The sequence below is a fragment of the Neobacillus sp. MER 74 genome, from assembly GCF_023714155.1.
In genome coordinates this window covers 51,724-76,340 of the sequence record NZ_JAMAUV010000006.1, presented here as the reverse complement: position 1 = coordinate 76,340, position 24,617 = coordinate 51,724, and the positions used below count along the sequence as shown (strand labels likewise).

Sequence of the window (24,617 nt, the reverse complement as noted above, 5' to 3'; positions counted from 1 at the left end):
ACCAGTGCTGGTGTCAGGCACCACAATAAATAGTTGGGAGTTAACACCAAGGGGCTTGGTGTGTTTTTTTGTTTTGTGGTCTTTTTTTGTTGATTTTACGATAAAGAAAGTAGAAAAAGTATATTGTAATTTCGGATACTGCCCATGATAATGATTAGTATAAAACTATTAATGGAGAACAATCGGATGATATTTTACAAGAAATTTCTGCAAATCTTTTTTTCTACCCTTTTATTACTTACCTTATTCCCGATGAAGGACCATGCGGAATCTACTAGCAGCGGCAGCACGATATCAGGCGTAATTAGTGAAGATAGAGTGTTAACTAAAGAAAATTCCCCCTATTATCAAACGGGTATGATCGAAATCAATTCAGGAGTCACCCTTACGATTGAGCCGGGGGTAGAGTTGATTGGGCAAAATGGATTATGGATTACGGTGCGCGGCCAATTGAAGGCGGTTGGGACCGAGCAAGAACGCATCCGTTTGCAGGATGTGTACGTACAAGGAACGACATTTAATGGAAGTTTGATTCAAATTGAATATGCGGACCATTATCGTCAATCAAAGTACAATGGCGGGTTTCTTGTGACGACGATTGGCAAAAATGCCATCCTCCGCCATAACCAATACAAAAATGGCTCAATTTCTATCTCCTCATCGCCATTGGAGACAACTATTGAACATAACTTTTTTAGTGAAAAAGCGGACTTAAGTGTTGCGAATGGACCAGGGAAAATTTTTATCAAAAAGAATACCTTTATGAATCCAATCGACTCTTATTATGATCTGACCGTAAGAGGTGACTATGGGGACGGCGGGATTCCCAATATCCACATTAATCAGAATAACTTCTTTGGATGGCCGCACACGAAAGTGATTGTGCAGGTCTCAGGGTATAATCGCTTGCTCTTCGATGCGAATGATAATTATTGGGGTGTAACCGACCCCCTTCGAATCGAGCGTGGAATTACGGACGGGAACGATTACAGTAACTCCCTGGGGAAGTTAGACATTAGTACAGTGGCCTATAAACCGTTTGAAAACAGTTATCCACTTGGAACGCTAGAAAAGCCGTTGGTTGAAAAAATAAGTGACCGGGATACAACGGTGAGTGGGATTACCGACCGGGATAGTCAGGTGGAGGTATACCGGGGAGCCGAGAAAATTGGTGAAGGCGCATCGAGCGAAACAGGAAGATTCCAGATTCCAATTCCTCCGCAAAAAAGTGGAGTGGAGCTGACAATCAAGGCGACGGATAGCTATAGCCGGATCAGTCCAGAGACCGTTGTCACGGTTGTGGATGAAACCTCGCCTGAAGCGCCTGTTGTCGATGCAGTGACCGAGCATTCGGAAGTCATCACCGGTATTGCCGAACCATTTTCCACGGTTGAGGCCAAAACAGCCGTTTCCCTTGGAAAAATCACGGCAGATGAACAGGGCCATTTTTCAATCGGAATTGAAAAACAGACTGCAGGAACGATGATTCAAATCACCGCTACGGATGTAGCAGGAAACATTAGTCCAGCTGCGACAGTCATAGTGGCGGACACAACAGCGCCCGCCGCACCGCAGTTAAATCAAGATTCGATCACGGACCAGACGGATTCCATTAGTGGATACGCAGAAAAAGGGGCACTCATTCGAGTGATGTCAGGACAAACCATCCTCGGTTCATGCTATGTGTCTTCCGATTATTTTTGGATTATTTTTGAGAAGCAGTCTGCAGGAACGAAAATCGAAGTGAGGATAGAAGATGCCTCCAAGAATCAAGGGGAATTGATTTTCTTTACGGTACAAGATGTAACCCCTCCATCGCTGAAACTCTTACTGGACACGCCAAATCAGGTGACAAAGGAAGAAATAACCGGCGTGGCAGAAGCAGGTGCTCATATTTCGATTTTTAATGGGAGCGTCTTGATTGCCGAGGGCGATGCCAGCTCAGTGGATGGTCAATTTACGATTCCGATAGGCAAGCTGGTGTCAGGCACTTATCTGCATGTGATCGCTGCGGATGCTGCGAATAATGTCAGCACACCTGTAGAGGTTCAATTCATTGACATAACCCCGCCACCAATTAAGATAAATACGGTGACAAATCGAACAACCCAAATTACTGGTGTAACCGAAGCCGGCGCCTCTGTGACGATTGCTATGGTTGGCCATACTTATTTCGGTTATGCGAATCCTGACGGGAAATTTTCCTTTCAGATTACACCGCCAACACCAGGGTCTACTTTTTACGTGACGATCGTGGATGGCGCGTCAAATCGAAGTTTACAAAAGTTCGTGGTCGGAAAAGTACCGCCCAATAGCCCGACGGTGAATCCTGTTACTAATAAAGCTACTATCGTGACAGGTGTAACGGTAAAATCCGCTGTGATTTCGGTAAAAGCAGGAACATCCACCTATAAAAGCAATGCCGATGCGAATGGAAAGTTTACGGTGACAATTCCTGCCCAAAACAGCGGCGCAGTCTTAAGCGTGACTGCGACGGATGCAGGGGGAACGAGCGTACCAAAGACAATACAGGTGACGAGAGTGGCTCCTAACATCCCAGTGGTCAATGCCGTTAATAACAAATCAGCGGTGGTAACTGGCAAGTCGGAAAAGTATGCGAGTATTGCTGTTCAAATTGGTAGTAAGAATTATAGTGGAAAGGCCGATAGCGTCGGTAATTTCAAGGTGACGGTACCGATTCAAAACAGCGGGACATCACTCAAAATTACAGCAAAAGATGCAGCTGGGAAGGTAAGCAATGCAAAATCACTCACTGTCGCACGTGTGGCCCCTAATCTTCCAGTTGTGAATGCAGTCAAGTATACCGCAACCTCTGTGACTGGAAAAACAGAAAAGCTGGCCGTCGTGAAGGTGAAGATTGGAACGAAAACTTATTCGGCGAAGGCAAATAGTTATGGGAGTTTTAAAGTAAGCATCCCAAGGCAAAAACGAGGAACGAAGTTATCGGTAACGGCAAAGGATGCTAAAGGATTCATTAGTGCTATTCGAACGATAAAAGTGTATTAAACTTTATGAAAGTGGGAAAGGGGCGGATCGCCCCTTTTTTCTTTTGTTTTACTTCAGGTGGAGGTTGGGGCAGGCTTCCACTGATACCTCTCCAAATCAATTACTCCATTCAAGCCGATCTCCACGCCTTCCGCTTCCAACGACAACCGTTGCTCCTGATACGATTCGTCATCCTGGAGGGCGATTTGCCCCTTAGCATTGATGACGCGGTGCCAAGGGAGGTGGTACTTCTTGCTCATAGAGTGTAGGGCGCGGACGACTTGGCGGGCCGCACGTGGGCTTCCAGCGAGCCGAGCGATTTGACCATACGTCGCCACCTTACCTTCGGGGATGCTTCGAATAATTTCCACCACATTTTCTGTAAAAGGTGTCATAGGTACCTTCCTTTCAAAAAACACATATCAAAAAGGTATCAAAGATATAATAATTTTAACAATACTTTTAGAAAAAACTGCTCCGAATTATGCAAAGTACTGGCTTCCAAACCACTTTTTAACCTCCATTCCAATCATAATCGCCATTTTTGAATAATTTTTTTCTCGACAAATTTCTCGGGAAATAAAATAAAGCTCCGGATATTTCCAATTAAAAACCGCATAACGGAGGGATTCTGGACCGATACTCGCGTCTGTCGAAAAAAAGTAAGAAGTCCAATTATCAAAAAACTTTGAATAACACCTTGTCCCGATTGAGTATTTCTGGCATATTCCCGTATCCAAGCTAATAAAATGGTTACAAACCTTTACAAAGAGAGTGTTTGAGGTGAAGAGTCGTTTGAAGTTAGCGGACATTCAGTCGGGGACATGATTATTCATCGTATAGACAGAAGGTAACTTACTTTCTGCCGTTTGGTGCCTAACACCATCAAGGAAAGTGTCCTCCACTAATGGACAAATGTCTTTTAGTGGTGCCTGACACCAAAGCAGCCCAAAACAGACACCAAAACGGAAGCAGAATTCGTCGAAGTGATAAGCGGGTCTCATTTCACACTTCTCACATCCAATTTAGGGAGGGCGAGAGTGTGCACGATTACATCAAAGAGAGAACTATCAAGATTGGAAAGTATATCGTGGAGACGAGGAAAACGGTTCGCGTAATTGCGAAGGAGTTTGGCGTATCCAAAAGTACAGTCCATAAGGATCTTACAGAGAGACTTCCTGAGATTAATCCAGAGCTGGCAAACGAGGTTAAAGGTATTTTAGACTATCATAAATCAATCCGTCATCTCCGAGGGGGAGAGGCAACAAAAATGAAATATCAGAAAGAAGAGAAGGAAGGTGAAACTGTAAAATAAACATCCATGAATCGACTGAAAAAAGAATAGGCATCAAGGCATTCTCTGGAAATCCTCCTATCCGACATCCATCTGCAAGATTTTACAACTTTTCTATGCTAAAAGTATGGAAATCTTAATGAGTGTGGTACAATATACAATTAGGAAAAGTATGTGGATTCCGTTTTAAGGAGGAAAGAAAAGAGAATGTTTGCAAGAGATATTGGGATAGACCTAGGAACGGCTAACGTGCTAATTCACGTAAAAGGCCGTGGAATCGTATTAAATGAGCCGTCCGTAGTGGCAATTGACAAAAATACAAATCGCGTACTTGCTGTTGGTGAAGAAGCTCGCCGTATGGTTGGTCGGACACCGGGGAACATCGTAGCGATCCGCCCGCTAAAAGATGGCGTGATCGCTGACTTTGATGTAACCGAAGCAATGTTAAAGCATTTTATTAATAAGTTAAACGTTAAAGGGTTTTTATCGAAGCCGCGCATTCTGATTTGCTGTCCAACGAATATTACAAGTGTGGAGCAGAAGGCAATCAAAGAAGCAGCTGAAAAGAGCGGCGGGAAAAAGATTTACTTAGAAGAAGAACCAAAGGTGGCAGCGATTGGTGCGGGAATGGACATATTCCAACCGAGCGGAAACATGGTAGTGGACATCGGAGGGGGAACGACGGATGTAGCAGTTCTTTCAATGGGCGATATCGTGACTTCTTCCTCCATCAAAATGGCCGGTGACAAGTTCGACATGGAAATTCTCAACTACATTAAGCGCGAATACAAGCTCTTAATCGGTGAGCGCACAGCAGAAAATATTAAAATCAACATCGGGACTGTATTCCCAGGTTCACGCTCGGAAGAAATGGAAATCCGCGGACGTGACATGGTAAGCGGTCTGCCGCGCACCATTACAGTTCGTTCGGAAGAAATCGAAGGTTCATTACGTGAATCAGTTGCGGTGATCGTTCAGGCTGCAAAAAGCGTGCTGGAACGTACTCCTCCAGAACTATCAGCTGACATTATCGACCGCGGCGTTATTTTAACAGGCGGTGGTGCATTACTGCACGGCATCGACATGCTGCTCGCAGACGAATTAAAAGTTCCCGTCCTAGTGGCCGAAAATCCAATGGATTGTGTCGCAATTGGAACAGGAATCATGCTTGACAATATCGACAAGATTCCAAGTCGGAAGTTTGGATGATCCTTTCTGAAAAATTGTCCAAGCTAGTGGAATGAAGTTGACAAAGAATCTGAGCTGCCCTTTTAGGTCTAGTGTTGTAAGACATCATACCTTAAAAGAGCAGGATACAAAAAGTCTAATGAAGCAGGCGGGACAAGCCTCAGTCATTGGGCTTTTTTCTTTGGACTACAATTCCTAAAAAGCTTTAGGATATAGTAAATTCTACCTTTTAGTACTATTTCCTGTTAAAATTGATGAGTATTTTGAATTTATTTTTTATAATAGAATAATGAATGACGTATTGTAAAAATAAATCCAAATATCCAGTTATAAGAATTGAACAGAAAAATTGGATATAATATGTATAATTCACTGAGTCCGGGGTCTCCCATGCAGATAAACATAAATGGGCGGACGTCAGTAAAAGGGGAATTAACAAATGTCTGTAAATAATCCAAACCAAGAATATAGAACAAGAGAAGAATACAAACGGGCCAAGGCGGCCGAGGTGCAGAAACAATCCCAGGACGCTCCGACACAATCCCATAACGCATCTCACAGAGCACAGGACGCAGCGAACCATTCCAGGGACGAAGCACACAGAACACAGGGCACGGCCAACAGAGAGGGACGGCAAATAAAGGATGCTCCTGCGATCCAAGCTAAGGAAGTTGTTCAAGGGACAAAAAACACGGCAAAACCTGCGGTAGCCATCGCAAAGGGTGCGGTAAAAGCAGTGTCAGCAGTCACGAAGGCCGCAGCGAAACCGGCAAAAGCAGCCGTAAATGGTACAAGGGATGCTGCCAAACAGGCGAAAGCCGATAAACGTGAAAAACAGGAGAAATCCAAGGTGAAGAACCAAAGCCGTGAGGCAAAAAAAACGAAAAATGCCACCAAGAGAGACAAAGAAAAGAATGTCTCTGAAAAACATCAACGAGTCAGAATTCGCCTCATTCCCATTTGGCTGCGCCTGATTCTTTTAGTGATCTTTGCTTTTATAAGCATATCGCTAGGCGCTATGGTTGGATATGGGGTCCTTGGCGGCGGGAACGTTAAAGATGTTTTCAAGGAATCCACATGGACACATATTGTTGATTTAGTTGAAAAAGGAAAAAGAAAAGTGGTGGAAGGGAGGTAAATCCCTTCCTTTTTGTATACCTTAAGTAGTAGAATAAGAAATAAATACTTGTTACTAGTAGGAGGTACTAATCCATGTTAGATATCGAACAAATTAAAGAAATCATCCCACATCGGTACCCATTCCTTTTGGTGGATCGAATTTTAGAAGTAGAAGAAGGAAAGAGCGCAGTCGGGATTAAAAATGTTAGTGCCAATGAAGAGTTCTTTAATGGTCATTTTCCTGATTACCCAGTTATGCCTGGTGTATTAATCGTCGAAGCTCTCGCACAGGTTGGGGCTGTCGCCATGTTGAAAAAAGAAGAAAATCGCGGCCGCTTAGCCTTTTTTGCTGGAATTGATGGCTGCCGTTTTAAAAAGCAGGTCAAACCAGGTGATCAGCTTCGTCTGGAAGTAGAAATCATCCGTCTGCGCGGACCAGTTGGCAAAGGAAAAGCCGTTGCAACCGTTGACGGTGAAGTGGCCTGTGAAGCTGAAATCACCTTTGCCTTAGGCGAGAAAAAAGAATAAACAAAACGAAATGAATCGGCCGGAAGGAATTTCTGGTCGTTTTTTTTATGTAAAAAAATGCTAGCCATCATTCGATCCACATTGGACATCCTAAAATTAGACCCATAGGTAGGTCAAAATTTGTTTTGGAAGGGGTTTATCATTTTGAAGAAAAAGTTATTTCTTATGCTCGCAGGATCGATTTTATCCGCGGGAATGTTAACAGCATGTAATAATGATAACGATGACCAAAATCCGCCGCCGCCAGCCGTCGATAACAATGTAAATGATAATGATTTAAATGACAACGATTTAAACCGTAACGATTTAAACAAGTATGATAATGACAACCTTGATTTAGACAACAGAAACAATCATTATCCAAACACAGAGGACAAAAATACGGATACCGACAAAGACCCAATGAAGGATAGCAATACCAAAAAAGAAGAGATAATTGAAGATGATATTGACAGAAAAGACGCGGACAATAAAGACGAGTAATTCACAAGCAATAAAGAAGGGACGGGCCGTTAGCCTGTCCCTTTACGCATGATTTATTTGTTCGACTTCACTTTTAACTTCGGTTTGCTTTGGATCTTTTCTCTAAATTCGGTGAGCAGCGCGGAGCCCTCTAATCCTTTTTGAAGCAGACTTTCGAGCAAAAGCTCAGAGTAGTCGCTTTTATTACGGCGGATTTTTCCCTCGAACAAAACGCTAATATGCTTTTCAAATTTAGTTAGCGAGACGATTTTTGTTTGAAAATAAGCAGGCGCGTTTTCCTTCTTGGTAATCACGGCCTCAACAATAATGTCGCGATTTTGCTCGGAAATTTTTTGGAAATAATCATAGAGGGACAAATCAGTATACGCCTCAAGCAGCCATGTGGAGCGCTCGTCTTCCTTATTGAGAATTAAGCCATCTACTAACGGAACTTCAATCGAAGCATCATCTTCCACTACATCTAATGAGTACAACTTAAAAGATTTCATCATAACCTCCTGATTGCCTTTTTCAAAATTATAACATATGTGCACGTAAAGCAAATGTCGAAAAGTTTTTGTCGAAATTTAGAAGATAAGTTTTTTCCGAAAATCCACACGTCTTTTTTGACAAAAATGCCTTTGAAAAACCGTTTATCTCCTAAAAAACAGACGAATAATGGTTGTTTCCCTGTTTTACAACAAGGACACCATAACGCTATGCTAATACCGTCAAACAAAGAAGGAGATGAAGGTATGATCAATCAAGTCACACTGGTTGGCAGGTTGACAAGGGATCCGGAATTAAAACAGACGACAGAAGGGACCTTTGTAACCCAAGTTACCCTGGCTGTGTCGCGTCACTTTCGGAACCAAAACGGCGAAATAGAGGCTGACTTTATCCAATGTACCCTTTGGCGGAAAGCAGCCGAAAATACTTGTCAGTATTGCCGGAAAGGCGCAGTAATCGGAATCACGGGGCGTTTGCAGACGCGGAACTATGAGAACAAAGAAGGAAAAAGGGTATATGTCACAGAGGTAGTCGCGGAAACGGTCCAGTTCCTAAGCTCCAAACCGCAGCCGCATGAAGTGGAAGCTCCTCTAAAAAAGGAGGAAGTGACGATTGGTGTCTAACAATGAAATGACTAGAAACCTCGAGCAATTACTGGAAAGTTTAATCAAAATGGTTGGAAATTCAAATAAAAATCTTGACGGCCTCCAAAAACGTGTCAGCCAGTTGGAATGGATCATTAAGGAACAGCAGCATGAAATCAAGGAAAGAGACGACCTCATCAGAATTTACTCCTCCCATTCACAAGAACCTTCATCAATTACTCCATTTCGTTTATAGGTTTTCAAAAATTTATCCCCGCAACTGCCTTTATGATAAAAAATCAATGCCATCTCCGAATTGATCTCCGTTTATCCGGCAGTTACTTGCCGGAATTTTTTTTGGATTGGCACGTATAAAAATATTCCACCGGGGTAAACTAATAGAAAAACCCCCCTGTTTTTTTAAAAAGAAGCCGCTGAACTCATCAGCGGCTTCTTTGATTTATAAGTGAAATAATCATTTATGAAAAAATAGTGAACGTCCCCAAAAAAAGTTAGGGTGGCATAAAATAACATTAAAGGAAATTGTAGATTATCGTCGAATAATGTTAGAGTATGTAAATTATTGTATTTTATGGAGGTTTGTATCTTTGTGGAGGAAAACTCAATAATATTCATTGTCAATCCATCAAGCAGGAGGAAAAAGAGGTTCAACTACAAACCAAGTTTTTTTGATGCAGTACAGCTCTCAACTCGATCACTCCAAACATATGAAGTTACGCCCTATCAATTTATTCCATTTCATAAAAAAGCAATTATTCCTATCCTTAGCTTTAATTCCGACATTCATATTATGTACGAGAAGCATTCTTTACAAATCTATAAAGAAAACAATGATCTAACCGAGAAAGAAGTCTTTGAGATTCTCACCCACTTTGCCATTAAAGAAGGGAACAGGGTGTCTTTTTTAGCGGACTTTCCGAATGGCAAAAAAAGACAAGCAAAGTCCAAACCAAACGGTACATTGGCAGAAAGTAAAAAAATGAAGTAGAAATGTGATGTTCCACCCCAAAAATATTGACGCTGTTATGCCACAGAATTGACACTAATATGTGTAATATGACAAAAAGTGATGTACTTTTAATCTTTTTGTAACATTACTGGCACATTCTTCTGGTATAAATAGAGTACTAAGGAAAGGAGAAAGTGTATGCAAACGACAAGAAAGCGTATCATTCTCATGTTACTTACAATCGTATTATCGGTATCAGGTTCTATGGTTACATATGCACAAACAAGCACGGAAGCCCTACATAATGCTAAAGAAGAACTAGCTGAAAAACAAAGTTTAGTAGAGCAAAAGGCACAAGAAAAGCAAAATGTTAATCAAGAAATTGCAAAAATTCAACAAGAATTGAATGCCCTGAACAGTAATATTTCAAAAAACAAAGAAGAAATGGCCAAAACGCAACAAAAAATAGATGCTACGAACCAACTCATTGAAAAAAAGAAGCAAGAAATAGTCGTCCTAGAAGACAAAATCCTTGCCCGCAAAGGAATTATGAAGCAAAGAGCTGTCTCACTTCAACAAAATGACAACATCAATGTAATCGTCAATCTTTTCTTCGAGTCTGATAGTATCTCAGAGTTTATTCAACGCGCAAGTGCGGTTTCAACCATTATGGATGCAGATAAAGATATCTTGACGTCCCAAAAGGCAGATCTGCTGCAGATTGAAGAAGATAAAAAAGAGATTGATAGACAAGAACAAATTTTATTAGGAGATCAAAGTGAACTTGCGAAACAACAGCAAACACTTGATCAAAACAGACAAAAAAGTCAACAAACCTTAACCGTAATGCAACAAAAATATAGTCAAATTCTTAAACAAATGGAGCTTGCTGAACAGGAAAAGGCAGGTATTCAATCACAATTGAATGCTATTCAAGCTAAAATGAAAAGTGAACAGGAAGAGGCGAAGTCCGCGAAGCCACGTCCTACAGCTTCAAAAGCAAAACCGGCGCCGGCGCCATCTTCAAATAACGAAACAACTGGTGCCGTCAAAGGGAAGGAAATGTATGTGACCGCGACAGCATACAGCCCGGAAGAGTCAGGGAATATCACGGCTGCAGGCTACAATATTGGGAAGCATCCGAATATGAAATTGATTGCCGTCGACCCAAGAGTCATTCCACTTGGAAAAAAAGTCTGGGTTGAAGGATACGGCGTAGCCATCGCCGGCGATACAGGCGGCGCAATCAAAGGCCATATAATCGACGTATTAATGCCTACCACATCCAAGTGCATCCAGTGGGGCAGAAAAACCGTAAAAATCATCGTATTAGACTAAACATCAAGACCTAACAGGAAACTGTTAGGTCTTTTTTTGTAGGGTTCGGTGCGTTGTGTTGTGGTTCGGTGCAGTGCAAGTGCGCCCATAGCAATATTGTCAGTGGGCTTATCAAATGGTGCCTGACACCGAAAGGACTATAGCTACTGGATTTATATAGCAAATGGTGCCTGACACCGAAAGGACTATAGCCACTGGATTTATGCAGCAAATGGTGCCTGACACCGAAAGCACTATAGCTACAGGATTTATACAACCACCAATGGTGCCAACACCCAAATTTCTTCCTTTGACACGTTGCTGATTTTGTTTTTATGAAATAAAATAAATTCATATTGTTACAAATTGGTAGTATGAGAGAGGGATCGGTTTAGTGATTGAATTAAAACTGCGTTCGATTTTAAAGCAGGTAAAAAGTGAAAATCCGCAAAAGAGATTTGAAGCGCTTGACCAGCTTTTTCAATATAAGCAGGACGAGGGACTCGAGATTCAAATTGATGTGTTAAAGGATATAATCAAAACGGCAGCATCCGGATTCCCAGAGCCTGTCGACCGCTGGGACAACCCCTCCTTTTATCTGATTGACTTTGTTTGTGACTTTCCGATGCCGGAGGTGGTGGAAGGGCTCATCAAGCATTTTGACGGCCTTGACTTGCAGGCCAAAGAGCGGGCAATTGAAATGCTGCTCACAACAGAAGATGAGGATATTTTTTATGTACTCGAGGAAAAAATCGTCGAGTTAATCGAGACCGAAGAATTCCATATTCCAGTCAATGACCTGGACCCCTATCCAATGCTGATTAAGGGAATCCTTGATAAAACCCTCGACAAGCTCCATACAGAGCATTATAAATGGTTGTTTTATCATTTAGTATTATCGCTGAACGACTCCGGTTTAGAAAAAGGTTATAGGAAAGACGTCATCCTCCCGTCATTGCTCAACGATTATCACGTAGAGAAACTGGAGTATCTGAAATTTGACGCAGACTTTTCAAGCAAATATGTTTATACGGCTTGGAAGGACAGCTATTTTGCCGTTCGAACAAAAATGAAATTATTTATTAGCTTGATGGAATATTATTTTTCAGCCGACATCGGTGCTGAGCTGGAGCAGGCCATGAACTTCCGCGATCCGTTGATAAAAACGCAGGCGCTGTTGGTATGTGCGGCCAAAAACCTCCCGTATCAACAGAACACACTCGTAGAAGCAGCGGAGCATATTGAGAGTGCAGAAATGGTTTATTGGGAGTTAAGGGCGAGAAATTTAGAGCATCTGTATCCCATCACGGAAGGAAAGCAGCCGCATTTGGCGAAGACGAGACTCTTTTCAACGATTATCAACCTGCCAGAGGAAGAGGAGGGAGTCATCCGCTATCCGGAGGACATCCAGATCATCGATACAGTCGAAACCGAAAACACATATCGCCAGCCGATACGCTATTATTTACTGAGTTTCGTGCATATCGGGACCCGATACGCGGGCTGGGCAGGCGGCTATGCGCTTGAGGATGGAGACGATACGGCCGAACTATGGGATGGCAGCTATACTGATTTTGTTGAATGGGACTCACTCAGCATTAAAGAACATAAAGCGGCTTTTTTCAAAAAGAGAGCAGAGGAAAAGGAAGAACATGAGTCCAGTATCTACTTTGAAAGCTCGCCGTCGCTAAGTCGAGGTGCCTGGTTCTTCCTGAGCCTCGCGGTGGTTCACTGGATTAAAGAGGCGGTAACAGGATTTCCGAAAGACGGGATTCTTTTCTTAGTAGCATTAACCATTATCGGCGGTGGGATGTGTCTTTATGAACTTACCGCAAATAAGAAAAGAAAAATCAGAGTCGTTGGCCAGCAGCTTGTGATGGAAAACGGATCGAAGCAGCACACCATCGGCTTGCATGAAATCAAAAAAGTAGAACATAACAAAAAACACGTTCTCATCTACAACAAGAAAAACGAAGTCGCGTTTTCATTCCCACTCCGCTGGGTCCGCTACGAACTCTTTCACATGCACATGCTGGAGCACACCGACCATCTAAAAGACCGACCGCATATTCAAGCATAAAAAAAACACGCCAAAGGCCGCAGAATTGCGGCCTTTGACGTGTTTATGAGTGCTGTGGTCAATAGTAAATGCTCCATGGTGCCTGACACCGAAAACACTGTTGCCACTGGGGTTAGTGGGTAAATGGTGCCTGACACCATAAACACTATTGCCACTATCTATTTCAGATGATCATTCAAAACATTCTCCTCAAGAACAGAGAACTTATCCCCGTATACCTTCTCGATATGATGCTCTCCCCATGTACAAAGCGAATTCAGAATTCCCTCCAGACTCCGGCCGTACTCACTTAACTCATACTCAACCTTCGGGGGAATCTGATTATAAATAATCCGATTAATCACACCATCGTCCTCCAGCTCCCGCAATTGCTGCGTCAACATCTTCTGCGTAATATTCGGCATCAGCCGCTTCAATTCACTCGTCCGCTTTTTCCCATGCGTCAAATGGCAGAGAATCACACACTTCCACTTCCCGCCGATTACCTCAAGCGTCGCCTCAACCGATATATTATATTTTTTCTTCTCCATCTATATCTTCCTCCTCATTTCACAAACTGACAGACAGGTAGATAGGTACTAAAAAGTACCTATAGCACTACTAGGTACCTATATCACTTTAAAGTGCGTACTTCCGATAATTCTGTATATCCTCCATAATAACATTTGCCGGATGAAAATAATCATACCTTTTTAAATAAACCTACACAAATGAGGAGGAAAATTTATGTCTTTAAATAAACAGCAAAGCACATTCGCACTACTGGCCTTAGCCATCAGCGCCTTCGCAATCGGAACCACTGAATTTATCAGCGTCGGCCTGCTTCCGCTCATCGCCCAAGACTTGCATATACCCGTCACTACTGCTGGACTGACCGTCTCCCTATACGCCCTCGGGGTAATGGTTGGAGCGCCAGTGCTGACATCAATGACATCGCGCATGTCAGGGAAAACCCTATTACTATGGATCATGATTGTCTTCATCATCGGTAACGGAATCGCCGCAAGCGCAACAACAATCAGCGTCCTGCTCGCAGCGCGTGTGATTTCCGCATTAGCACATGGTGTTTTCATGTCAATCGGCTCCACCATCGCTGCCGATCTCGTCCCGGCCAACCGCCGCGCGAGCGCTATCTCAATCATGTTCTCCGGCCTTACCGTGGCCACCGTCACCGGCGTACCATTTGGAACATTCATCGGTCAACAATATGGCTGGAGGCTTGCCTTCATCCTCATCGTCATCGTTGGAATCATCGGCTTCATCGCCAACTGGATTCTCATACCTTCTTTATTGAAAAAAGGGAACCAGACCAGCGTTCGAGATCAATTCAAGCTTCTGACCAATGGCCGGCTCGTACTTTTATTCATCATCACGGCCCTAGGGTATGGCGGCACATTTGTTGTCTTTACTTATTTGTCACCATTACTACAGGAGATAACCGGATTTAACGAGAGTTCGATTGCAATTATCTTACTTGTGTACGGATTGGCGATCGCCGTTGGAAATATGGTCGGCGGCAAGCTGTCGAACCGCAACCCGATAAAATCCCTATTCTATATGTTTATCGTTCAAGCTGTTGTTCTGCTTGTCCTAATGTTCACCGCGCCGTTCAAAATCGCGGGCTTAATCACTATTATTTTTATGGGACTGCTTGCCTTTATGAACGTTCCAGGTCTGCAAGTATACGTGGTTATCCTTGCTGAACGATACGTCCCAAGTGCCGTCGATGTTGCATCCGCCATCAACATCGCCGCCTTCAACGCAGGAATCGCCATCGGCTCCTACCTAGGAGGCGCCATCACTGATTCAATCGGACTCATTCACACCACCTGGATCGGTGCATTAATGGTCCTAGTCGCGGCCATCCTAACAGGGGTGAGCCGAGCGCTCGAAAAGAAAGACCAGGAATCAATGAAATCAATGAAATCAATGAAATCAATGGAGTCAATGGAATCAATGGTGTCAGGCACCACAAAAACACAACTGTCCCCTTGAGGAGGACAGTTGCGCAACTAAACTAAAAACAATTGGAGGATAAAAAAATGTTAAACAATTTACAAAGTACTACAACTTTAAATAACGGAGTAAAAATGCCATGGTTTGGTCTGGGTGTCTTTAAGGTAGAGGAAGGACCGGAGTTGGTGAACGCGGTGAAAATGGCAATCAAACATGGTTACCGGAGCATTGACACGGCGGCCATTTATGAAAACGAAGAGGGAGTAGGACAAGGGATTAAGGAATCAGGCATCGCTAGAGAAGATTTATTCGTCACATCAAAGGTTTGGAATGCCGACCTTGGCTACGAATCAACCTTGGCAGCGTACCAAACAAGTTTAGATAAGCTAGGTTTAGAATACTTAGACCTCTACCTTATCCACTGGCCGGTAGCTGGGAAATACAAGGAGGCGTGGAGAGCGTTAGAGACTCTTTACAAAGAAGGACGGGTGAGAGCCATCGGAGTCAGCAATTTCCAAGTCCACCACCTGGAAGACCTTTTGAAGGATGCAGAGATCAAGCCTATGGTGAACCAAGTCGAATATCACCCGCGCTTAACTCAAAATGAAGTCCAAGCATTCTGCCGCGAGAACGGAATCCAGATGGAAGCTTGGTCACCATTAATGCAAGGTCAATTATTGGACAATGAAGTATTAGTGGATATTGCTGCTAAATACAATAAATCAGTTGCCCAAATCATCTTGCGTTGGGACTTGCAGAACGGCGTCGTCACCATTCCGAAATCAACAAAAGAACACCGGATCATCGAAAACTCACAAGTATTCGACTTTGAACTAACACAAGAGGACATGCAGCAGATTAACGAGCTAAACCAAAACCACCGCGTCGGCCCAGACCCCGATAACTTTGATTTCTAATCATAGAGAACTATTGCCATTCGGCCAATTTTCATTCGAAAATTGGTCGTTTTTTTCTCTCATTTACCGTTCAAGGGGAAAATCGTCTCTTGCGATAAAAGGAGCCCTGCTACATTTCCCGTTCAAGAGAAAAATCGTCTCTTAAGGTAAAAGGAGCCCTGCTACATTAACCGAAACCTGGTGTCAGGCACCGCGCATGGACACATTTTCGGTTATTTTTCCCAATGATTTGTTATAATTATTAAAAAATTGAAAGTAAGGGGTGGAGAAGGTTGTCCAGTAGAGTAAAGAAAGATAATTGGAATGCTGGTTTATATGATCAGGAGCATGGATTTGTTTCGCATTTTGGCGGGGCGCTGCTCCAATGGCTTGAACCAAAGCCTGGTGAAAAAATTCTTGATCTTGGTTGTGGAACAGGGGATCTGGCCAACCAAATGAATCAACAGGGAGCAGCCATAATTGGGATTGATAAATCCGAAAACATGGTCCAGCAGGCACAACATAAGTATCCTGGACTTACCTTTAGGGTGCAGGACGTTGTAGCCCTGAATTACAGGAACGAATTCGATGCCGTTTTTTCTAATGCCACATTGCATTGGGTGAAAACTCCGAAACAAGCCCTGCAATCCATTTATCAAGCCTTAAAACCGGGTGGCAGATTTATCGCAGAATTCGGTGGGAAAGGCAACGTCCAAAAAATCACCGACGAACTAATTCAACAATTAGGAACGAGCTATCAATCTGAGCAATTTCCATGGTATTACCCCAGTATCGGTGAATACACATCTCTGATGGAGCAAGTTGGATTTCGAGTCACTCATGCCCAACACTTTGATCGTCCAACACCACTAAACGGAGAAAACGGGTTGCGGAACTGGATTGAGATGTTTGCCACGAGTATGTTGGAAGGCCTCACATCCGAAGCCAAAGAGCGTATCATCACAGAATCCACCCAAAATTTAAGAGAAGTTTTATACCATAACGGTGCATGGATCGCGGATTATAAGCGGATTCGGGTAGTAGGGATAAAAGAGTAATCGTGAGGGGGCCAGCAAAAGGTCCTTTTTACTTTGAGCTCCATAGATATTCATGATATTTATGGTGCAAAATAACCTTCGGAAATGGATATTTATGTTAAAATGAAATTAGCAAAGGAGGTTAGAAAAGATGACTCTACTAAAAAATAAATGGCTCTGGTTCAGCTTCATTCTCACCTTAGTCGTATGTTCCAACTTCCTGATTTACCGTCTTGAAAGTTTAGGACCACCCCCAACAGGAATGGCCTTAGGTTCCTTATTTGACTTCATCATCACCATACCATTACTCGTGTACTTCTTCATCATCAGAAAACGATACTCCCTAAAATATATACTCCCCGTGATGATTGCCGGATACGGCGTCGCGGTCCTAGTAATTCCGCACCAACTCCTGTCGGCGTATTCCTTTGTAAAATATATTTTATTGGCCGGTGAGGCTGCTTTTTTCCTGCTCGAGCTATACGTCGTCATTCAATTGCTGGCAAGAATCCCTGCGATCGTCCAAAGTTACCGTAAGTCTGAGAGCGAAATTCCTACTTTCTCTTATCGAATGAAACAAGCATGGGATCAGCACCTCAAGCCGTCCAGGGCACAAGAAATTTTTTTCTCTGACGTGAAGATGTATTATTACAGTCTAGTTTCTTGGCATAGAAAACCAGCCACACTTGATGAACGTATGTACACCTGCCATAAAAAATCCGGCACAATTACGTTATGCGTCATGCTGATCCATGCACTAGTCTTGGAATCTGTCGGTTTTCATTTTCTCCTTCATTCGTGGAGTCCTTTGGTTGCCATCATCGCGCTCGTATTAAATGTGTATACCTTGTTATTCTTTCTAGCAGAAATCCAAGCAATTCGGCATTGCACAATCATGATCACGGACCGGCATCTGTATCTGCAGGTTGGTATCATGAAACAGTTAATCGTGCCGCTAGAGGAAATTAAAGAAATTCACCCGTATGATGGACCTGAAACAATAACAAAAGAGGAGTCAAAACATATTTTCGACGCGGTCCTAATAGATTTTTTCAAGGAAAAACCCCAGTTTGAAGTGGAGTTTTATCATCCAATCGAAGCAAGCTTCATTTATGGCTTTAAGAAAAAAGTAACCAAGGCACATCTCCGTCTCGATGAACCACAGAAATTCTATCAAGCACTCACGAATAAAATCCAAATGTGATTGGGTTTACTAGTCTCTTAATTTTTATAGGATAGGTGATAACTGGTGAATCAAAGGAAGAGTATCGTTAAAAGAGCTTTAATAAAGTCAATTATTTCAACAATTTTTCTCCTATTATGCACAATAGTGGTTTATTCTTTTGTAAAATCTCCTGCACCGAACCTCTTATTTTTTGGTCTTGGAGCTTTTTCTTGCTTCTTTTTAGTAGATTTATTATTTTTTAAGATTCAGCGAAATAGTTAAATGTGGAATTTCAACTTTCGCACCTGAAATTCGGAAAAATAAAACGAAGCCCTCTATTTGGAAGAGGGCTTCGCTGCCGTTTAAGCTGGATTAATGAACACGAATGATTTCATAAATATTCTCATCATGGTGAACCCTGGTATGCTTCGACTCAAGTCGTTCAAATTCCTCAACTTCATCAAATGACTCGCCAAACCACCAGTTTTTGAGCTCAAATAAAAAGTCCGTAAGCATCATTTTTTCCTCCCTAGATTGGGTTATTGGATTCTTATGTCTCTATTATACTTGTGAATCTATTCACATAAAAGCGGTTACAAAATACACGGAATAGCAAAATTATATAGAAAAATGAGAGAGTTTAGGTAAATATCTTACCACCGTTTCAAGCATAAACACCAACAAAAAAAGGACAAAACCATTGCGGCCTTATCCTCTTTATAACATAGTAGTGGTGCCTGACACCAAAATCATTATTGTCACTATCCTCAACAAACAAATGGTGCCTGACACCATCAAGTTGTCCTCCCAGCATGGACAAAAGGGTGGAATGTCCACGAACGGTGCCTGACACTACCACTAACATCACCCCAGATACACCAAGTCCTTAAGTTCATCGGTCGATAATTCGGTGATCCAGTTTTCGCTTTGGATGATCTGGTCATTCAGGAATTGCTTTTTCTCGAGCATTGCGTCGATCTTTTCCTCAAGTGTTCCGGTACAAATCATCTTATGCACGTGGACGAAACGCGATTGCCCGATCCGGTAGGCGCGGTCTGTGGCTTGATTTTCAACGGCTGGATTCCACCAGCGATCATAGTGGATGACATGATTGGCTGCCGTCAAATTCAGACCGGTTCCACCGGCCTTCAGTGACAGCAAGAAAACAGGGAACTCTTGGTTTTGGAACCGCTCAATCATCTCGTCGCGCTTCGCCTTCGCAACACTACCGTTCAAAAATGGCACCTCGATGCCAAACTTCTTCTTTAGCGCGCTTCGAATCATTTCACCCATTTCGATATACTGGGTGAAAATCAAACAGCTCTCTCCCTGTTCTAAAACCGCGTCAATCAGTTCGACAAGCTTCTCCAACTTATTCGAACGCTCAAGCAGTTCGCGCCCGGCCGCCTTTTCCTTCAGATAGAGGGCAGGGTGGTTGCACAACTGCTTCAACCGGCTTAACATTTGTAAAATTAACCCCTTACGCTCAAAACCAGATAGTTTCTCAATTTCTGCAAACGTATCATGGATCAGCTGCTCGTATAGCGACGCCTGTTCAGCCGTAAGCGGACAATATTCCTTTTGCTCCAGCTTGTCAGGGAGATTCAACGCAACTTCCTCATCCTTTTTCGTGCGGCGCAATAAGAATGGCCGAATCAACGATTGCAGCTGCTGCACTTTTTCCTTCTTCTCATCTTTTTCAATCGGAATCACGAACTTTTTCTGAAACTGCCCCAAACTGCCAAGGTAGCCATGATTGGTAAAATCGAAAATCGACCATAGTTCGGATAAACGGTTTTCCATTGGCGTCCCTGTCAATGCAATGTGGTGGCGTCCGCGCAGCTTGCGGACCGCCTTTGACTGCTTAGTCTGGGCATTCTTAATATTCTGTGCCTCATCGATGGCAATCGAACTCCAAATCAGCGATTCAAACTCCGCCAAATCGATATGACTAAGTCCATATGAAGTCAAAACAATATCGGCATCTTTCGCTTTCTCGACAAAAGCTTCCTCCTTCAGACGATTCGACCCGTAATGCAGATACACCTTCATCTCCGGCGCAAACCGCTCAATCTCCTTTTGCCAGTTTCCAAGCACAGAAGTCGGGCAAATAATCAGCGCGGCTTTGGTCGGAACCTTCACCGCTACAGGCGCGGCAGTGGTATCTTCCTCTTTTTTGCGGCGCTTTTTCACCTCTTTTTGGGTGTCAGGCACCAACGTCAACTCATCCCCGACTACTTCTTTCACCTTCAATAAATAGGAGAGGAGCTGGACGGTTTTCCCGAGTCCCATGTCATCCGCAAGGGTGGCACCAAATCCGTACTGGCGCAGGAACCAGAGCCAACTCATACCGAGCTGCTGGTATGGACGGAGTTCACCCTGCAAACCAGACGGCACATCCTCGAGTGGAATTTCGTTCACTTCCGACAGCTGCTTGACCATCTGCTTCCATTGGCGGTTCAACTCAATTTGAATTTTGGCAAAGGCCTTTGGATTCTCGAGCTCATCTTCGGCTGCTTCTGACTCCATCAATTCCTGTTCAAGCAAATCGCGGACATGCAAGCCTTCCTTTTCAGCACGTTTCATCATATCCTGAATTTGTCGAATAAACTGCGGATCCAGCTTCACCCAGCGCCCTCGAATAAAGACAAGCCGTCTTTTTTCCTCGACAAGTTGCCCAAATTCATCTTCGGACAAGTCGACACCATTCATCGAAAAGCGCCAGTTAAAATCAAGCATGGCTTGAAGTCCGACAAAGGATGGCCGGTGGCTCGAGGTACCTTTCAGCGATGCTTTCACCTTCAAGTTAGCATTTTTCATCGCCTGCCACCAAGAAGGGAGGAGGATCTCGACATCCAATGCCACCAGCGTCTCACTCGCCTCCGTCAAAAACATCCACGCCTCTTCATCGCTCAGATGCGTTTTGAAAAAGCCGTCTTCGCCTAACCATGGAATCAAGCGGATCCAGCGTTCCCGCTCACGGTCGACTTTTTCCAAAAATGGCCGCCACTTCGCTGGGATCTTCGCGGAACCCTCAACATCATAAACATCATCAACATTTTTCTTTCCTCGTAAAAATAAATCCAGGCTCCATGCGCCTTCACCATCCAGCGGCTCATCCAGGCGGAGCCCAATGGTAAACGGCGTGTCGCTTTCCTTAATCCCGACCCATTCCAGCCAGCTTTCTTCATCAAAATAACGAGCGAGTTCACTCCCGGAGATATTTTGCTTGCGAAGTAAGTCGAGCTTTGGTCCAAATAGCTCCTTCATCGCGGCATTCCGCGTCAAGTAGCCATCAAGAGCATCATTGTACAAATCGGAAATGTAGTTTTTCGTTGTTCCAAGAGGAGAACCGGCCGTCCCTAGGTTGAGGTCGGTCGATTCATCAGCAATACCGGGTTCTTCAATCATTTGCTCCCAAAACGATGAGTCGAACTCGTCCTTGACGCGCTCAGGAAGTTTCCAGCGGAAATCGCCATGCTCCCAAACCGAAAAGTCTGGCAGCCAATCTTTTTCGAGAATCCCCTCATAAAGCTCAAGGCTGGCTGCAAGACAAATCTCAGATTGTTCATTCCAATCCCATTCGATAAATCGATTAAATGACTCCTTGGCAAAAAGCGAGACCAAATGCCAACTGCTCACAACAACACCTTCGACACCGTTCACAGTCTCGGTTTCAAGGAGCGTACCAAAGAAGCTTTCCTCATGACTGCTGAAAACGAGATTCTTCCACCTAAATGGGCTCATCACACGACCTTGTTCATCTTCAGCAGTAAGAAGAAAACGCCCTTCCCCGATTTTAGTTGTCAGCAATTTCATAAACCTTGTTTTAAGCATCGATACAAAACTCCTTTTAGTGGGGGGGAGAACATCATAGGCTATTTTACTAGCTGTTGGTTTCCAAATAATGTCTAATTGTACAAAACCCCTTAAAAATCGTACAAAACATATAAAAAATTGCACAAAAGCCCCTAAATTTCGTACAAAACCATAATAAAATTGCACTAAATCCAACGGAAACTGCACAAAACAAAAATAATATATAAAGCAATATCCATATACCTAAATAAAATCCATAAAAACCAGAAAACGTCCGTGACATATGGACAAAATTACGAGAAATGTCCACGGGCGGTGCCTGGCACCCACAATGAAATCCACAATGACACCAACAGTGACACCAATAATGTCACAAAGGGGGCACCAATAATTTTCACGGAAAAATCCATATTCCTTTATTATACCCAAAAATGTATGGTTAGAGGAGGGCGATGCCTGAATTATCTTGCAAGCGGGATGTTCAGGATTAAAATAGATCACTTTAAGGTGATACCGAAGCATAGCTCTAGTAAATAAAAACAAAATAAAAGCCCGCAGCACATTGGCGGCGAACTTCATATATACATCAAGGCATGGCGATACGTCACTAATCCAGCACCTGTTGCGATACTAGCCCCTGAATCCTAACCCATGTTCCTTCAAAGCAGCTCTAAGCTTAGGCAAAGAAGCCGACCCCATACCGTGAAATTGCAAAATCTCTTTTTCGGTATACGTTGATAGTTGCTGCAAAGTAGTAATCCCATTGTTTTCTAATGCCCGCCTTGCAGGTGCGGAGAGTACGGAAAGAAATCCATCTGCAGGTTTGCGTTCATTCTCACATGTGGGACAGGTCGGACAGTCACTGCTTTTATAAAATTTGTGTCCTTGATCGCAAGTCCTTAAACTTTTTTCGGAAGTGGCCATTGTAAAATGTCTCCTTTTTCATGAGATATCGGTTGGTTTTTCAAATCATGCGAACCCACAGGACTGAGGAAAACGCCAAAAACAAAAGGTGCCAGCAGGAATCGGCACCTTCTTTCCGCTACCCCTCAATCAACTTGCTCCGCTTACACTCCTCGTGAAACGCCCGCAGCCGTTTCGTCCGCTCCAGTAACGTTTCCAAGAAATACTCCCAATCATCGACCCGCTTCAATTTCTTATAAAGCGTCCGTAGTTTCTTCAAGTGCCGCACGGCCAAGCGGTAACTGGCCCGGTTCTTCTGATCGATTTCCTTCTGCGCCGTCTGATGCAGCATCCCGAGCAGCACCTCGGGCCGCTCCTTCTCAATCAACTTCAACCGGTCCTTCGGCAACTCATAATAATCCAAACCAATAAACGCCTGCAGCTCGCCCCAGCGGTCATACTGCTTCCGCTCAAACAACACATGCTCATAATCGCCAAAACTATAGGGAAGCATCGCCAGCAGTGCCCGTTCATATAAATCCACCCTGTCACTCTCCGCACAATATGGCGCCACCGCCCGCAGCGCACTCCTCACAAACGTCGCGCAACTATGATAACCGCCAAGCCATTCCAAATATCCCTTCACTTTTTGCAAAAATAACTCAACCACCGCGCCGACCCGTTTCCACGCCTTCTGCCCCGATAAATACTCAATCCAATACACCAGATAGGGCGCAATCTCGGCATCACTAAATGGCCGGACCAACTTCAGGGCCGCCTCATCATCCCCCAGCAAGAAATTCAAATGAATCCCCGCCAGCATCATTGGCGCTGGACTCTCCCAATCCTGCAGCTCCTTCAGCCGTGCCTGAATCTTCACCAACTCTTCTTCACGCCACGCCTTCTTTTTGAAAAAATGAATCCACAACAGCCGGTACAAGAAAATCCGCTCATACTCCAACCCCTGTGTACAGGTCAGCAGTTCAAACGTGTCCGCCCGCAATTTGTCCACAAACTCATCAAAATCAAATGGCAGCGACTGCGTGCCAATCTTAATCGATAGCTCCTCGGCATCGTCCATCAAATTATGGAACAAATGCAAATAAGCCCGCTTCACCGTATCATCATCATGATCCAGCTGATCACTCAGCCGAGCCAACTTCCGAAATGACACGACAATCCCGACCAACTCATACAGCAAGCGCCATTCCTGCTCCACTGGGGCACTCGCATGAATCCGGCGCTCATAAATCCCAAACAACTCCGGAATCACATACGGACTCGTGTACTTCTTCGTTGCCAGCAGCGTATCAAAACTGACCTCAAACGAATGAACCCAGCGCCCATAATCTGGCTTTGACGACCCATTCGCTTTAATCAAATCCTTCGCCGTCTGCAAACCCCAGTCAGAAAAGGACTTCGACTCCTGCATCGGCTCGCGCCACTCGGCTACCCAATCAGTCACACTACCAACCCTGGCATACGCACCAAAAAACACCGCCATCTGATGCCGGCAAAAGCCCTCCGCTGGACACGTACACTCACTCTGTGACAAATACTCAAAATTCAACTTCACATAACACGGCGTCACATCCTGAACCATCGCCGTAATCTGCTTCTCCCATATCTGTACCTGCTTCACCAGCCCTTGCCGGTACAACATCAAACCCTTCTGAACCAGCCGGGCATCCTCCGTCACTGTTGGGTGCAGCAATTCCCGCACCTGATCCCCAAAAAGCTCAATCTTCTCACTTGCAGGCGTCGACTCCAAAGCCACAACCCC

The 24,617-nt window shown here is 43.9% G+C and carries 23 protein-coding genes; 15 read left to right on the top strand and 8 right to left on the bottom strand.

All coding sequences use genetic code 11. The annotated features are described in order from the left end of the window. The first annotated feature begins 186 nt into the window (after positions 1–186). A complete protein-coding gene (locus M3610_RS12505) occupies positions 187–3,027 on the top strand; it encodes an Ig-like domain-containing protein (RefSeq protein ID WP_251459484.1) in 2,841 nt (946 codons plus the stop codon). 53 nt (positions 3,028–3,080) lie between these two features. Here M3610_RS12505 and M3610_RS12500 read toward each other — a convergent pair whose 3' ends face one another. Then, positions 3,081–3,401, bottom strand: coding sequence for an MGMT family protein (locus M3610_RS12500; protein WP_251459483.1), 321 nt, complete (start codon positions 3,399–3,401; stop codon positions 3,081–3,083). Positions 3,402–4,048: 647 nt separating this feature from the next. Here M3610_RS12500 and spoIIID point away from each other — a divergent pair. The 5 genes from spoIIID (at position 4,049) to M3610_RS12475 (ending at position 7,618) form a co-directional block, all read left to right on the top strand. Beyond that, positions 4,049–4,321, top strand: a complete 273-nt coding sequence (gene spoIIID / locus M3610_RS12495; protein ID WP_088090148.1) for a sporulation transcriptional regulator SpoIIID — start codon at positions 4,049–4,051, stop codon at positions 4,319–4,321. A 186-nt stretch (positions 4,322–4,507) separates the two neighbouring features. Continuing rightward, positions 4,508–5,509: a rod shape-determining protein gene (gene mreB / locus M3610_RS12490; RefSeq protein WP_098571483.1), complete on the top strand. Its 1,002-nt coding sequence runs from the start codon at positions 4,508–4,510 to the stop codon at positions 5,507–5,509. Positions 5,510–5,927: 418 nt separating this feature from the next. Continuing rightward, positions 5,928–6,626, top strand: a complete 699-nt coding sequence (locus M3610_RS12485) for a DNA-directed RNA polymerase subunit beta (RefSeq protein WP_251459482.1) — start codon at positions 5,928–5,930, stop codon at positions 6,624–6,626. Between the two features lie 74 nt (positions 6,627–6,700). Beyond that, a complete protein-coding gene (gene fabZ, locus M3610_RS12480) occupies positions 6,701–7,135 on the top strand; it encodes a 3-hydroxyacyl-ACP dehydratase FabZ (RefSeq protein ID WP_098571481.1) in 435 nt (144 codons plus the stop codon). A 144-nt stretch (positions 7,136–7,279) separates the two neighbouring features. After that, entirely contained in the window at positions 7,280–7,618 is a 339-nt protein-coding gene (locus M3610_RS12475) for a hypothetical protein (protein WP_251459481.1), read from the top strand. A 53-nt stretch (positions 7,619–7,671) separates the two neighbouring features. On the opposite strand, the gene M3610_RS12470 is transcribed toward M3610_RS12475, so the two are convergent. Further along, the gene (locus M3610_RS12470; RefSeq protein ID WP_306460575.1) at positions 7,672–8,109 is read right to left on the bottom strand and encodes a YwpF family protein; all 438 of its coding nucleotides are present in this window, start codon (positions 8,107–8,109) and stop codon (positions 7,672–7,674) included. Positions 8,110–8,352: 243 nt separating this feature from the next. Here M3610_RS12470 and ssb point away from each other — a divergent pair, with 243 nt between their 5' ends. The 5 genes from ssb to M3610_RS12445 all read left to right on the top strand — a co-directional run bounded on the left by ssb (position 8,353) and on the right by M3610_RS12445 (position 13,058). Further along, positions 8,353–8,730, top strand: coding sequence for a single-stranded DNA-binding protein (ssb, locus tag M3610_RS12465; RefSeq protein ID WP_098571478.1), 378 nt, complete (start codon positions 8,353–8,355; stop codon positions 8,728–8,730). Continuing rightward, positions 8,723–8,947 carry a hypothetical protein gene (locus tag M3610_RS12460; RefSeq protein ID WP_142332953.1) on the top strand — a complete coding sequence of 75 codons (225 nt, stop codon included), beginning with the start codon at positions 8,723–8,725 and terminating at the stop codon, positions 8,945–8,947. Before ssb ends, M3610_RS12460 begins: the two co-directional genes overlap by 8 nt. Positions 8,948–9,301: 354 nt before the next feature. Beyond that, entirely contained in the window at positions 9,302–9,700 is a 399-nt protein-coding gene (locus tag M3610_RS12455) for a hypothetical protein (RefSeq protein ID WP_098571476.1), read from the top strand. A gap of 159 nt (positions 9,701–9,859) precedes the next feature. Continuing rightward, on the top strand, positions 9,860–10,999 hold the full coding sequence (locus M3610_RS12450; protein ID WP_098571475.1) for a 3D domain-containing protein: 1,140 nt from the start codon (positions 9,860–9,862) through the stop codon (positions 10,997–10,999). A gap of 373 nt (positions 11,000–11,372) precedes the next feature. Further along, entirely contained in the window at positions 11,373–13,058 is a 1,686-nt protein-coding gene (locus M3610_RS12445; RefSeq protein WP_251459480.1) for a hypothetical protein, read from the top strand. A gap of 158 nt (positions 13,059–13,216) precedes the next feature. Here the strand turns inward: M3610_RS12445 and M3610_RS12440 are convergent, their stop codons facing one another. Beyond that, a complete protein-coding gene (locus tag M3610_RS12440; RefSeq protein ID WP_098571473.1) occupies positions 13,217–13,588 on the bottom strand; it encodes a winged helix-turn-helix transcriptional regulator in 372 nt (123 codons plus the stop codon). A gap of 196 nt (positions 13,589–13,784) precedes the next feature. Here M3610_RS12440 and M3610_RS12435 point away from each other — a divergent pair, with 196 nt between their 5' ends. From M3610_RS12435 to M3610_RS12420, 4 genes are all read left to right on the top strand, one after another. Further along, complete coding sequence (locus tag M3610_RS12435; protein WP_251459479.1) at positions 13,785–15,053, top strand: MFS transporter; 1,269 nt, start codon at positions 13,785–13,787, stop codon at positions 15,051–15,053. Positions 15,054–15,100: 47 nt separating this feature from the next. Further along, positions 15,101–15,931: an aldo/keto reductase gene (locus M3610_RS12430; RefSeq protein ID WP_251459478.1), complete on the top strand. Its 831-nt coding sequence runs from the start codon at positions 15,101–15,103 to the stop codon at positions 15,929–15,931. Between the two features lie 272 nt (positions 15,932–16,203). Beyond that, entirely contained in the window at positions 16,204–16,968 is a 765-nt protein-coding gene (locus tag M3610_RS12425) for a class I SAM-dependent methyltransferase (RefSeq protein WP_251459477.1), read from the top strand. Positions 16,969–17,098: 130 nt separating this feature from the next. Then, the gene (locus tag M3610_RS12420; RefSeq protein ID WP_251459476.1) at positions 17,099–18,151 is read left to right on the top strand and encodes a hypothetical protein; all 1,053 of its coding nucleotides are present in this window, start codon (positions 17,099–17,101) and stop codon (positions 18,149–18,151) included. A 333-nt stretch (positions 18,152–18,484) separates the two neighbouring features. On the opposite strand, the gene M3610_RS12415 is transcribed toward M3610_RS12420, so the two are convergent. The 5 genes from M3610_RS12415 to M3610_RS12395 form a co-directional block, all read right to left on the bottom strand. Continuing rightward, positions 18,485–18,631, bottom strand: a complete 147-nt coding sequence (locus tag M3610_RS12415) for a hypothetical protein (protein WP_180229965.1) — start codon at positions 18,629–18,631, stop codon at positions 18,485–18,487. Between the two features lie 145 nt (positions 18,632–18,776). Beyond that, positions 18,777–18,980: a hypothetical protein gene (locus tag M3610_RS12410; protein ID WP_180229964.1), complete on the bottom strand. Its 204-nt coding sequence runs from the start codon at positions 18,978–18,980 to the stop codon at positions 18,777–18,779. Continuing rightward, positions 18,977–21,949, bottom strand: coding sequence for a DEAD/DEAH box helicase (locus M3610_RS12405; RefSeq protein WP_251459475.1), 2,973 nt, complete (start codon positions 21,947–21,949; stop codon positions 18,977–18,979). Before M3610_RS12405 ends, M3610_RS12410 begins: the two co-directional genes overlap by 4 nt. Positions 21,950–22,561: 612 nt before the next feature. Next, positions 22,562–22,855 carry an RNA polymerase alpha subunit C-terminal domain-containing protein gene (locus tag M3610_RS12400; protein ID WP_251459474.1) on the bottom strand — a complete coding sequence of 98 codons (294 nt, stop codon included), beginning with the start codon at positions 22,853–22,855 and terminating at the stop codon, positions 22,562–22,564. 118 nt (positions 22,856–22,973) lie between these two features. Then, a complete protein-coding gene (locus M3610_RS12395) occupies positions 22,974–24,605 on the bottom strand; it encodes an SWIM zinc finger family protein (protein ID WP_251459473.1) in 1,632 nt (543 codons plus the stop codon). Positions 24,606–24,617 lie beyond the last annotated feature (12 nt).